This is a genomic window from Apibacter raozihei (assembly GCF_004014855.1).
GTDB lineage: Bacteria > Bacteroidota > Bacteroidia > Flavobacteriales > Weeksellaceae > Apibacter > Apibacter raozihei.
The window spans coordinates 1,386,800-1,400,080 of sequence record NZ_CP034930.1 but is presented as its reverse complement, the minus strand read 5'-3'; the positions used below and the strand labels follow the sequence as shown (position 1 = coordinate 1,400,080).

At 30.4% G+C, this 13,281-nt stretch carries 8 protein-coding genes; all 8 read left to right on the top strand.

Annotation, left to right across the window (positions count from 1 at the left end; genetic code table 11):
• Positions 1 to 56: 56 nt before the first annotated feature.
• The 8 genes from EOV51_RS06320 to EOV51_RS06285 all read left to right on the top strand — a co-directional run bounded on the left by EOV51_RS06320 (position 57) and on the right by EOV51_RS06285 (position 13,130).
• Positions 57 to 2,513, top strand: coding sequence for an alpha-ketoacid dehydrogenase subunit alpha/beta (locus EOV51_RS06320; RefSeq protein WP_128153305.1), 2,457 nt, complete (start codon positions 57 to 59; stop codon positions 2,511 to 2,513).
• Positions 2,514 to 2,521: 8 nt separating this feature from the next.
• Positions 2,522 to 3,601, top strand: a complete 1,080-nt coding sequence (recF, locus tag EOV51_RS06315) for a DNA replication/repair protein RecF (RefSeq protein WP_128153304.1) — start codon at positions 2,522 to 2,524, stop codon at positions 3,599 to 3,601.
• Between the two features lie 154 nt (positions 3,602 to 3,755).
• Positions 3,756 to 3,947 (top strand): HU family DNA-binding protein, encoded by a 192-nt coding sequence (locus EOV51_RS06310; RefSeq protein WP_128151009.1) that lies wholly within the window; start codon positions 3,756 to 3,758, stop codon positions 3,945 to 3,947.
• A 134-nt stretch (positions 3,948 to 4,081) separates the two neighbouring features.
• Positions 4,082 to 6,397, top strand: a complete 2,316-nt coding sequence (locus EOV51_RS06305) for a TonB-dependent receptor (RefSeq protein ID WP_128151007.1) — start codon at positions 4,082 to 4,084, stop codon at positions 6,395 to 6,397.
• A 51-nt stretch (positions 6,398 to 6,448) separates the two neighbouring features.
• A complete protein-coding gene (locus EOV51_RS06300; RefSeq protein WP_128151005.1) occupies positions 6,449 to 7,522 on the top strand; it encodes a sensor histidine kinase in 1,074 nt (357 codons plus the stop codon).
• On the top strand, positions 7,519 to 8,595 hold the full coding sequence (locus EOV51_RS06295) for a sensor histidine kinase (protein ID WP_128151003.1): 1,077 nt from the start codon (positions 7,519 to 7,521) through the stop codon (positions 8,593 to 8,595). Before EOV51_RS06300 ends, EOV51_RS06295 begins: the two co-directional genes overlap by 4 nt.
• Positions 8,573 to 9,274: a LytR/AlgR family response regulator transcription factor gene (locus tag EOV51_RS06290; protein WP_128151001.1), complete on the top strand. Its 702-nt coding sequence runs from the start codon at positions 8,573 to 8,575 to the stop codon at positions 9,272 to 9,274. The genes EOV51_RS06295 and EOV51_RS06290 overlap by 23 nt, the downstream gene beginning before the upstream one ends.
• Before the next feature lie 739 nt (positions 9,275 to 10,013).
• Positions 10,014 to 13,130 carry a T9SS type A sorting domain-containing protein gene (locus EOV51_RS06285; RefSeq protein ID WP_128150999.1) on the top strand — a complete coding sequence of 1,039 codons (3,117 nt, stop codon included), beginning with the start codon at positions 10,014 to 10,016 and terminating at the stop codon, positions 13,128 to 13,130.
• Positions 13,131 to 13,281: the final 151 nt, after the last annotated feature.

Genomic DNA, 13,281 nt, shown 5'->3' with positions numbered 1-13,281 from the left:
TACGTTATAAAAAAAGCTGTAACTTTGTTCAATCTTAAAAAAATTTACATACAGTGATTCAGGAAACAGTTTCAGACACAGAAAATAACCTAAGCTTTCAGGAATTTAGAAAGGAAATACTTAATGATTATAAAATGTGTTTAATTAGTCGTGAATGTAGTTTATTAGGAAGAAAGGAAGTCTTGTCCGGAAAAGCTAAATTTGGAATTTTAGGTGATGGGAAAGAACTACCTCAAATAGCAATGGCTAAAATTTTTCGAAATGGAGATTTTCGTTCCGGATACTACAGGGATCAGACATTTGCTTTAAGTATAGGAGAAATCACAATTGAAAATTACTTTGCACAGCTATATGCTGATACGGATGAAAACCGTGAACCTGAATCGGGAGGAAGAATGATGAATTGCCATTATGCAACTCACTTAGTTAATGAAGATGGATCGTGGAAAAACTTAACTGAACAAAAAAATAATGCGGCTGATCTATCTCCGACTGCTGCACAAATACCCAGACTATTAGGGCTGGCTTATGCTTCAAAAGTTTACAAATCTGAAGAAAAACTTAAAAATAAAATTCAGTTTTCTAACAATGGAAATGAAGTTGCTTTTGGAACCATTGGTGATGCCAGTACAGCTGAAGGACATTTCTGGGAAACTTTAAATGCAGCTTGTGCTTTACATGTCCCAATGATTTTATCTATATGGGATGACGGATATGGTATATCGGTGGCATCATCTAAACAACGGGCTAAAAAGGATTTTTCTGAATTGCTACAAGGTTTCCAAAGAAGCTCCCAAAATTCCACCAGTGGTTGTGAAATAATTAAAGTACAGGGATGGAATTATGCCGGCTTAATTGATGCATATGCCAAAGCTGAAGCTATTGCCCGCAAAGAACATATTCCGGTAATTGTACATGTAAATGAGTTAACTCAACCTCAAGGACATTCAACCTCAGGATCACATGAAAGGTATAAATCCGCCGAAAGACTAGAATGGGAAAAAGAACATGATTGTATAAAAAAATTCCGGCAATGGATTCTTGATTATGTTGTGTATGACGACAAAGGCAATCTTGAAATTCATATAGCGTCTGAAACTGAACTCGAAACTATTGAAAATGAAATCAAGGAATTAGTTAAAGAGCACCAGAGGAATGCCTGGAAAAATTTCAGAACTGATATTGATATTCTTAAAAAAGAAGTATTAGTTCATATTGATAACCTTATGAACGAAAGTTCTAAGAAACCTTTTATCAATAAAGAGAAAGAATCTTTTTTAGGTATTTCAACCTTATACAAAAAAGATATCTTTCATTTTGTAAGGAAAGTTTTACGTATCGTAAGAGAGGAAAAGTTAACGAGTAAGGCGCTGTTATTGGAATGGTATGATAAAGCTTTTCAAAAAGAAAATGAAAATTACAATTCTAAATTATACTCAGATAGTCAATGGTCCGCTTTAAAAGTTAAATCAATATCCCCTGAATATGATGAAAATCCAAAATCGGTAGATGGAAGAATTATTGTCAGAGATAATTTTGAACGATTATTTGAAAAATATCCGGAAATTATAGCTTTTGGAGAAGATGTAGGAAAAATAGGCGATGTTAATCAAGGTTTTGAAGGTTTACAGGAAAAATTTGGTAAAATCAGAATAACAGATACCGGAATACGGGAGGCTAGCATCATCGGCCAAGGAATAGGGATGGCTATGAGAGGATTAAGACCTATAGCTGAAATTCAATATCTGGATTACATGTTATATGGATTACAAACGATGAGTGACGACTTAGCCAGCCTTAGTTACAGAACAAAAGGCAAGCAAAAAGCTCCGTTAATTATCCGTACGCGTGGACACAGACTTGAAGGTATTTGGCACTCAGGTTCACCTATGGGTGGATTAATTCATTTTTTGAGAGGTATTTTTATTTTGGTTCCCAGAAATTTTATTAAAGCCGCCGGTTTTTACAACACCATGCTACAAGCAGATGAGCCTTGTATCATTATTGAATGTCTTAACGGATACAGATTGAAGGAAGCTTTACCTAATAATCTTGGTGAGTTTACAACTACAGTTGGTGAAATTGAGATTACCAAAGAAGGAAATGATATTACAGTAGTTACTTACGGAGCTACGTGGAAAATCGTTACAGAAGCGGCTAAAGAACTCTCAACTTTAGGGATAGATATAGAAATAATTGATGCACAATCTTTAGTGCCTTTCGATATTAAACATCAGGTGGCTGAGAGTGTTAAGAAAACCAATCGTTTAATTGTGATTGACGAAGACGTTCCCGGAGGTGCCAGTGCCTATTTGATGCAAAAAATATTGGAAGAACAAGATGCTTTCAGATATTTAGACTCAGCACCTAAAACAATAACAGCTAAAGAACATAGACCTGCCTACGGTTCCGATGGTGATTATTTTTCTAAACCGTCTTTAGATGACATTGTTGAAGGAATTTATGACATTATGAATGAGGCTAATCCTGGTGAATACCCTAAAACCAGCTAATCCTTATGATGTATCTCAAGGATTTAAGAGTATTTAATTTCAGAAATATTATTGAAAGACAATTTTCCTTCTCTGAAAAGATAAATTGTTTTGTGGGTAATAACGGAATTGGAAAGACCAACTTATTAGATGCTGTTCATTATTTATCATTAACTAAAAGTTATTTAAACCATTCTGATCTGAATAATATTCGTTTCGGAGAGAACTTTTTCTCCATAGAAGGTAAATTTGCTGATGAAAGTAGTGAGGATATTATCAAATTACAAGTTCAGTCGGGTCAAAAAAAAATAATAAAGAAAAATAATAAAGCTTACGAAAAATTATCTGATCATATAGGAAAATACCCTTGTGTTATGATTTCTCCGTATGATCAAAATCTTATAACTGAGGGAAGTGAGTACAGAAGAAAATTTATGGACGGAATGATCTGCCAGATCAATCCGGAATATATGCATGTACTTATACGATACCAAAAAGCTTTGGCTCAAAGGAATGCATTACTTAAATTATTCATAACCAATAATTTTTATGATGAGTTCAGCCTTGAAATTTATGATTCTGAACTTATAAAAAACGGAACCATAATTCATAAACTGAGAAAAGAGTTTATTATCACCTATGTTCCTAAATTCATTGAATTTTACTCAATATTATCCGGACTAAAAGAGAATGTAGCTATTCGTTATATATCCGATTTAGATGACAAACCGTTTGAGCAGATTTTAAAAGATTCGTTGGGACGAGACCGTGCTGCCAGCTATACAACTCAAGGAATTCATAAGGATGATCTTCTATTCACATTATTTGATTATCCTATAAAAAAATATGGTTCTCAGGGCCAGCAAAAATCATTTTTAATATCTTTAAAGCTTGCACAGCTTCAACATATAAAAGAAAAATCCAGTAAAAACCCGGTTCTCTTAATGGACGATATCTTTGACAAGCTAGATGAGCATAGAGTTTCTCAGCTGGTAAAGCTCGTTCACAAGGAAGAGTTTGGTCAAATTTTCCTTTCAGATACGCATAAAGAAAGAATTGAGAAAATTGTAAAGCAAATCAGCTCGGATTATCGAATCTTTGACCTGTAGTCATTCATATTATACAGCTTACCTTTACTAATTATAATTAAAAAGTATACCTAATCACTTCACTTGTATACTTTATTCCCATGTATATATACTAATGAATATTTGCTTTTAAGTCCTTTATATTTTTGAAATACAAATCAAAAATAAATACAATATGAACAGAGCTGAAGTATTAATTAAAATTTCTAAAGACACGGGAATTAAAGTAGAAGATTGTGAAAAAGTACTAGATTCTTTTGAGAATATACTGGATGAAAAAATTTCAAATTCAAAAGGAGTCGGTAATGCATTTGATAAAGTTTATCAACTAATGAGCTTTATTAAAAGAAGAAAGGATAAAAATTAATTTTAAAAGCTGAGGTAAAAGTAATTTCTCTTATCTAATCATAAGGAACAAATAAAAATTCAATAAAATACTTTGGCTTAAAAACAGTATCTGCCTCAATTAAATTTGTATTCAAAACAAAATCACCCACTAGTATGAAATCACTTCTCACTCTTTTATTCCTATTTTTCTCAATTTACTTGTCAGCCCAAGAAAACCTCCCTAAACAAACGTTAAGAGGAATTATTATGGATGAAACTTTGGAGACAACTATACCTAATGCTAAAATTATTATTGATACCTATCCTGAAAGAAATGTATTAAGTAACGAATCGGGAGAATTTCATTTTTTCAATATACCAGTTGGGCGTTATACTTTGAGAGTATTTCATAATAAGTATGAACCAGCTACGATTGCAGAAATACAGGTTACCTCATCTAAAGAAACGTATTTGGAAATTTTGTTAAGGGAGAACTTTGTAGAAAAGGAAATAGAGGAAATAGTTATAAATGCAGAGATAAAAAAGGATAAAATACTAAATAAAATGGCTTTGGCTGGAGGAAGAATGTTCAGTACAGAGGAAGCTAATCGTTATGCCGGAGGCTTTGATGACCCTGCTCGACTTGCCAGTGCTTTCGCAGGGGTAGCAGGCGGAGTTTCAAGTAATGGTATATCCATACATGGAAATGCTCCTCATTTATTGCAATGGAGACTGGAAGGAATAGAAATTCCTAATCCTAACCATTTTGCAGACCTTTCTACTGTAGGTGGTGGTACTTTTTTTTCTATAAGTAGTTTTATTCTGGGAAATTCGGACTTTCTAACCGGGGCTTTTCCTGCGGAATATAATAATGCCATATCTGGAATATTTGATATGAATTTAAAAAAAGGAAACAATCGTAAATATGAACATACTGCGGAAATAGGTGTTACAGGTATTAATTTATCCTCAGAAGGACCTGTAAGCAAATCTACCGGATCTTCTTATATTGCCAACTACAGGCATTCCATTATCAAAGGCTTAAATTTTCAGGATTTGTCTTTTAAATTAAATTTTCCAACCAAAAAATCAGGAACATTTTCATTTTGGGGAATTGGTTCTATAGATAAATATAAGGAAAATGCAGAGGAAAATAAAGAAAAATGGGAAAACAACGGAGATCGTTTTACCAGTGATTTAAAACAATATATGGGTGCTTTAGGTATAACTTATAAATATAATATTTCTGAAAAATCTTTATTGGAAAGTTTTGCAGGATTCACCACTTCTGAGTATACAACACAACAAAATGTTTTAGGCTATGATATTCAATATAGTCCTTATCTTGATTTAAAAAGTAGTAACAACAACATCTCTTTATCTACATCACTTACTCAAAAATTTTCGCCAAAACATAGTAACAAAACTGGTATTTCTATCCTCAATTTATTCTATGATATGAATTACAGAGTAAGCCCTTTTGAAACGCAGCCTATGAAAACTATTTCCAACGGAAGTGGCTCTACTACTCTTTTTTCCGGATATAGCAACTCATATATAAACTTAAGTGATAACATAATTACCTCATTAGGTATTAATACACAACTCCTTACACTTAACAATTATTGGACTATTGAACCCAGAGCCAGCATTAAATGGCTTCCTGATAATTCACATGACTTAACTTTTGCGTATGGCCTACATAGCCGTATGGAAAAAATGGACGTATATTTTACGAAAACTTCTAAAACCCGAGACAATCTGGTCAATAAAAATTTAGACTTCACCAAAGCTCACCATTTCCTTATTTCTTATCATCAGAAATTATCTAAAAATCTATCTCTACGTATAGAGCCGTATTTTCAACATCTATATAATGTCCCTGTAATTGCTGATAGTTCTTATTCTGTGATAAACCGAAATCTGCTGTATGTAGAGGATGCACTGGTAAATAAAGGGAAAGGTAGAAATCTAGGCATAGACATTACTATAGAACGTTATCTGGATAAAGGATACTATTATATGTTTACAGGTTCTATATTTGATTCAAAATATAAAGGGGGGAATGGAAAGTGGTATAATACCCGATTTAATCGGAATTACATTTTCAATGTATTAGGAGGTAAGGAATGGATGGTTGGACGTAATAAACAAAATGTATTAGGAGTAAATGTAAAACTTACTTTGCAAGGAGGTTTACGCTATTCTCCTATTGATGAACAAGCGACCCTGCTACATCCGGATAAGGAAATACAATATGATGAGACCCGGGCATTTGAAAAACAACAACCTTCTATGTTTTTAACTAATTTTACAATTAAATACAGAATTAACCGACCAAAAGTAAGTCATGAATTTGCTATAAAATCTATTAATACCACACGTGACAACGATTTTATCGGATATCAATTCAACTATAAGGAAAATACTATAAAGCTGATAAAAAATAACATTTCAGCAATGAATATCAGTTATAAAATAGATTTTTAATTTAAAAATTACATTATTTTTGTTAGCTACAAATTTATAAATCAGCAACAAATGTCCCCCATTCTTTTAAGTAATTTTTTGAAAAATATACTTTTAGAACCTAGTTACAAGATTCTCAGATATTTGTTGCTTATTTTATTCTTTTTTATTATTGCATTTAACGCGGCCCTATTTGCTTTTCAGGATGATCTTGCTATGTACCATCCTTCTATTTCTCTATTAATTGCATGGGGAACAGGATTTACCCTTATGTATCTTCTTTTTGCTTATTCCATACTTTATAGTATGATACCTAAATACTTAATTAAAAAAAAATACACTACATCTATTATTTTTTTATTGGGTGGTTCTATCTTATTAACATTGATTATTTTACTTTTTGAATATATAATTTTAAATATATATCACATTCCTTTAAAAAGCTTTTCATTAAATACAGCCAGATTTCCGATTATTCGGTTATCATTTAATTTTTTAATCCTTTTTGTTTGTTTTTCCAGTTTACCAATTACTGCATTGTTAAAAAACTGGTTTATTAATACAAAAAAGGTTTATAATCTTGAACAAATACAATTAAAAAAAGAATTAGAACAACTTAAAGGAAGTATTAATCCGGATTTTTTATTTGAAATATTGGATCAAGCTAGTTTACTCGCAATCAAAAATCCTTCAGAAACTTCAGAAATTGTTTTAAAACTCAGCAAATTACTTAGATATCAGCTTTATGAAGGTTCTAAAGAAAAAGTACCTTTATCATCTGAAATACAATTTCTCAGTGATTTTTTAACACTTATAAAATTATTATATAAAGAATTTCATTTTAAAATAGAATCTACTGAAAATTTGTTTTTCATGGTTCCTCCTCTATTGTATATCTCTTTGTTGGAAGAATATATTAAAGAAATTCAAAAGAGGAAAATTACCAGTATATACATACTATTGAAAAAAGAGGAAACTATGCTTTCATTTATATGTAAATATAAACAAACGCCAAATTTAAATATAAAATGGAATTTAGATATAGTAAAACAAAGACTGGATTTGCTTTATACCCATGATGAATATGAGTTAAAATCAGAAAATAATAAAAACGAATATGGATTGCGATTAGATATACGCATATGAATTATAAACAAAATCAAACAAATCCTATTTTCATTTTTTTTACAGATAAAAAATTTATCTTAGAAAGAAATATTCTGTTTTTACTAATTATACTAATTATATCTGCAGAAATAGCTTTTAATGGTTTATATGATGGTTTTATAGGTCAATGGTGTATTTTCATTTCCTTTATTTTTATTACCTTATTTCTTATTCTTTTTAATTTATATTACTTAGCTCCCAAATATTTATTAAAGAATAAACTTACAAGATATTTCAGTTTATTACTAATATCCATATTTTTTGCATTTACTTTAATTATAATAAGTCAATATTTTGTTAATTTGTTAGATTCCATTGATCGTAAAACTTACTTATATAGTACATCTCTAATCAATATTTTTTCTGCTTTAATTATATTAGGATTTGGATGTGTCTCCTCATCCACATTTTTATTGTTTCAACAATGGATATTTAATGAACAAAGAATTCAAGAATTAAAAAATATAAATTCACAATCTGAAATAGAGCAATTAAAAAATCAGATTAATCCTCACTTTTTATTTAATATGTTAAACAATGTGAACGTACTAACAAAAAAAAATCCTAAGGAGGCATCTATTGTCCTACATAAACTGAGCGATTTATTAAAATATCAAATTCATAATAGCTCTAAGCATGTTATTTCTCTAAATGAGGATATTCAATTTCTTACTGATTTTTTAAATCTGGAAAAGATACGTCGTGATTATTTTGAATTTTCTTTATCTGTAAAGGGAAACAACTTCATTACAATTCCTCCCTTACTTTTCATTCCTTTTGTAGAAAATGCTGTAAAGCACAATATTGATAGTGAAAAAAGTACTTTTATCCATATAAATTTTGAGATTTCAGAAAATACACTTATATTTTCATGTATTAATTCTCAGCCTGAAAAAAGAAAAAACTATTTAAACGGAGGTTTAGGATTACTAAATATTAAAAGAAGACTGGAATTATTGTATCCTGACAAGCATATACTATATATGGAGAATAAATCGGACCTGTACATTGTAAACTTAACTATTTCTAATGAATTGTATAATCGTAGATGATGAACCACTTGCTCGTGAAGGAATTCAGCTCATGGTTGAAAAAACATCTCTTAAATTATTAGGGTCGTTTAATAATGCTGATTCTGCGCAAAATTTTTTAATATTAAATAATGTTGATTTAATTTTTCTTGATATTCGCATGCCTGGTACCAGCGGAATTGAATTTGCAAAATCCATATCAAAAAATACTCTTATTATTTTCACTACTGCCTACACTGAATATGCCTGTGAAAGTTATGAAGTTGATGCAATAGATTATCTATTAAAACCTATTGATGAGAATCGTTTTTTTAAAGCAGTAAATAAAGCAACTTCATATAATAAACTTCTTAAAAGCGCAGAAAAAGAACAACTTGCCACTATAAATGAAAAATATATTTTTGTAAAATCTGAACGTAGATATTTTAAGATAAATTTTGAAGAAATTCTTTTTATTGAAGGACTGAAAGATTACGTAATTATACAAACTGACAAACAACGTATAATAACCAAAATGAATTTGAAAAATATTCACGCATATCTTCCTAAAAATATATTTTTCAGGATTAACAAATCCTATATTATAAATACTCATCATATTGATTCATTTGACAGCAATGATGTACATATCCAATCTTATGAAATTTCAATTGGAAACATATATAGAAATAATTTTTTAGATCTTTTTTTCAAGAAATAAAAGTTTTAACAATCTAAATTTAATAATCAATCAAAAAATAATTAGTTAAAAAATAAAAAATTTTATTAAAAAAACGTTAATAAGATAGAATTTTGCTACCTTTTTTATCCAGAAAAAGTCTGTTTTTTATTAATTCTTCATTACTTTACCTGAATTTAAGGTAAAATATTTATGATATAAAGATCTTTTTTCTCTTTTCTACAGCGAGTTGCAGACAATAATTATTATTTAACAAAAAAAATATACACATTTTTTACCATTTGTATTATAATTATTATTAAATTTGCCTGTTTTTTAATGTCAACATAAAATTACAAGAAACATTTTGATATTAAAAGACAAATAATTTTAACACTATTTAAACTTATAAATTATATACATACTTCTGCTGATTATATAATTTACATTCTTTTTAACTACTACTGAATTTGTTCCTTACTTATTGAATAATTACACAACAAAAAACTTTATAATTAATTTAAAATAAAAATTTGACTAAAAAACTATATAGAAACTAAAAATTTTCATTTAAGATTTACCTCTTTAAAAATCTTAATTGCCTGGTTGTAAAAAACAAAGCAAATCATGATTATTTATTAGATGCCCTACTAACTAACCACTAAAAAATCTTACCTCTATATTTTATTGATAGATAAGCTATATCGTAAGCAAGCCTTAACATTTTTTTTCAAAAAAAACACTAAAAAATAAATATTCAAACAAAATCAAATCTCATTTTATGAAAAAAAATTATTATTTACTGTTTCTTTGCTTTTTGGTAAGTTCTACTTTTAGTTTAGGACAATCAATTGAAAAAAATAGTAATATTAACACTCAAAAACTTGACGAATCAGAACTTTTAGAACTTAATGCACCCAATAGTTATATCTATGATGTAGATATTGCTAGAAATAATTCATACGGAGGATTGGAAATCCCTGTGGCAAAGGCTTTTGCAATGTGGAAAAATAATGAATACTTACAAAAGCCTTTGCCACAAGGAAAACTTTCAGCTTCTATATATTGGGAAGATGTGGAAGGTTTAATACGTTCTACAACCATTGACCAAAATGGTAAAGATTCAAAAATAAAAGTTATTATTAATAATATTAAAGGAAAAGGTAATGCCGTTATTGCTTTACATATAGGTGATTCAGGAACCCCTGCTAAAGATCCTGTTTATTGGAGCTGGCATATCTGGGTGACCGATGATCCTACCAAAGGAATTACTTATGATAATAATCCAGGAAGCAAAGAGCATTTAGTTTCAAATTTTATGGACAGAAATTTAGGTGCTGTTTCCAATGCTTTTGTGGGTAATGACTGGAATCGTTCCGGAGGATTAATGTATCAGTGGGGCAGAAAAGATCCGTTTCCTTCTTTTGTATATAAAGACGGATCAGCTCCTACAATAAACTCTTTACCTTACGGAAGAATATCAAATATGGATTACATGAATAAAATTGAAAAGGATAGACCCTACAAGGAAATCAATGCTAATATTCAAGAGAGCATTAAAAATCCATTTACAATTTTAACTCCACTCAAAAGTGATTTAGTAACGATTAAAAATTCATCAGGCCAAACCGTAAATTACGTTCCAGACTCAGTTTCCTGGGTAACCAATAGTCTATCTGAATATTACAGAAAAAACAATAAAGTATTAAACTTATGGTCTGATAATACGGACGGAAAGAGATTAAATTATAAAGTTTATACACAAAAGCAAAAATCGCCTTATGATCCTTGCCCCTCAGGATGGAGAGTTCCTACTTACGCTCATCAATTTACAGATCAATACGACTCATCTCCATGGGGAAAATCTGGCTCTACTCCACAAGTTACCTTCAATAATTCAAAAGAAGGATTGGTAAATCAACAGAAGTATTCTGGTGTTAAAATTTATCCGGGACTAGGATTTGACTTTAGCAGTACTAAAGGATATAATTTAGGACAGATACCAACTACTGGACATTTCACAATTTACAGCAATAAATTAGTATTTCAGGATGAAGGATCTGAAGCATACTTATGGAGCGGTACTTTAAATGAATGGGGAACAGCATCGCTTTTACATTTGGTTGCTGACTTCTTACAAGATAATCAAAATGGTTCTTATTCTGTTTACACAAGAGACTTTGATTCTGGTCAAACTTCAACATTAAATGCAATACGATGTGTGAAAGAAGATACTCCTGTTTCAAGTTTTACAACACAATATATAATGGAAGAAGGCAGAACCTACACAACAGGATTGGAAAATCCTAACAGTTATTTATTGGTTAAAAGTAGCAATGCACAACAAATTAATATTCCTGTAAATAAAGCTTTTGCAGTATACAATCAATATTTAACCGAACAACAATGGCCGGAAGGAAAACTATCAACAAACATTTATTGGAGTACTGATGTTGAATTAATCGAGAAAGTGACCCTTAGTGGTAATAATGAAAATGGAAATATTGTAGTAAAAGTTAATCCCAACAAATCAGGAAATGCTGTAGTATCCTTACACTCTGGAAGTAAAGGAAACTCTGAAGATCCTATTCTTTGGAGCTGGCATATATGGGTATCCAATTCCGATCCTACAACTAATACAGCTACTTACAGCAATCAGGAAAGATATTCTAAAAAAAATGAAAACTATCTTGCTTTTAATACATCTAGCGGGTCAGTACCTTTAACAACGACTTTTATGGACAGAAATTTAGGTGCTATAGATTACGATTTATCTTCTGACAAATCAAATGCTTTTGAAAATACAAGAGGTTTACTTTTTCAATGGGGAAGAAAAGATCCGATGCCCGTATTTATATTATTCGATCAAGGTTATTGGGGATATCATGATAATATATATTTAGGTTCAAATAACAGTGGTAAGCAACAATTCAATAGTAAAATAGAACGAATAGATGATTATGAAAAACAATACATTCTTCTTTCTACAGAAAAAAAGTTAGAAAATGTACTTCTTCAAGCAACAAGAAATCCTTTATCTCATATTTATCGAGGAACAGATAGAGGTTGGTTACCAGACGTATACCAAAACATGTGGGGACATGCTGAAAAAAAATCTCCTTTCGATCCATGTCCAGAAGGATGGAGAGTACCGGATTTTGCAAATGCAGGAACTTCTGGTTCCCCTTGGTACAAAGAGGGAATGGGTTCATGGAAATGGAGCGGTTCATGGAATTTTGAGACCCCTTCACAAACGACTTCCTTAGAGGCTTTATCCGGAAAATCCATGTCTAATAAATTAGGAACTATAGGGGTTATGCTCACATCAGCTAAATATAATTTAGGACATTTTCCTTCTGATGGAGGTAGAGGAATTGAAGAAACCAGACCTTTTTACTTGGACGGATTGTTAATATATGGTCAAAATTGGTCTGCAACTATGTACGGTAGCAGCCAGAGCAATCTAAGACCACTAGCTATGGCTTTTGGTACCGGAAAAGACGGAATAAACCCTTCCAATCTTGTCAGACCAAGAACTGCACTACCAGTAAGATGCGCTAAAGATGAAATAAGATTTACTCAACAATCTATTACTAAACAAGAATCTTCACTAGGAACTGATGAGCCTGAAATTACAACTCCGATTGTTCAGCAATCTGAAGAAGAAATTTTAGTTACTCCTAATCCTACTACAGGTGTTTTTAAAATTAAAATGACTAAGGTTTCAGAAGGTTCTGTTCAATTATATAACATGAATGGTTCCGTAGTTCATACACAAGATTTTAGAGGAGATAACAATCTTGATGTAAATATCCAAAATTTACCTACTGGAGTATATATAGCTCAGGTAAAACTTCAGGGCAAAACCATGAGCAGAAAAATAATTAAAAATCAATAGATAAGCTATTAAATAAAAAAAGGAAAAGGCTCTGTGCAGAGCCTTTTCCTTTTTTTATTTAATCTTAAGCAATAAATGTTTTAAAAAAATCCTCAAATTTTATTTGACAAAAATTTATATAACTATAGTTTAATATGTATTTTTGCTAATA

Bases quoted from the DNA above. Each gene is read 5' to 3' on its own strand.
- recF (WP_128153304.1), top strand. From the start codon at position 2,522: ATGTATCTCAAGGATTTAAGAGTATTTAATTTCAGAAATATTATTGAA.
- EOV51_RS06310 (WP_128151009.1), top strand. From the start codon at position 3,756: ATGAACAGAGCTGAAGTATTAATTAAAATTTCTAAAGACACGGGAATT.
- EOV51_RS06305 (WP_128151007.1), top strand. From the start codon at position 4,082: ATGAAATCACTTCTCACTCTTTTATTCCTATTTTTCTCAATTTACTTG.
- EOV51_RS06300 (WP_128151005.1), top strand. From the start codon at position 6,449: ATGTCCCCCATTCTTTTAAGTAATTTTTTGAAAAATATACTTTTAGAA.
- EOV51_RS06295 (WP_128151003.1), top strand. From the start codon at position 7,519: ATGAATTATAAACAAAATCAAACAAATCCTATTTTCATTTTTTTTACA.
- EOV51_RS06290 (WP_128151001.1), top strand. From the start codon at position 8,573: ATGAATTGTATAATCGTAGATGATGAACCACTTGCTCGTGAAGGAATT.
- EOV51_RS06285 (WP_128150999.1), top strand. From the start codon at position 10,014: ATGAAAAAAAATTATTATTTACTGTTTCTTTGCTTTTTGGTAAGTTCT.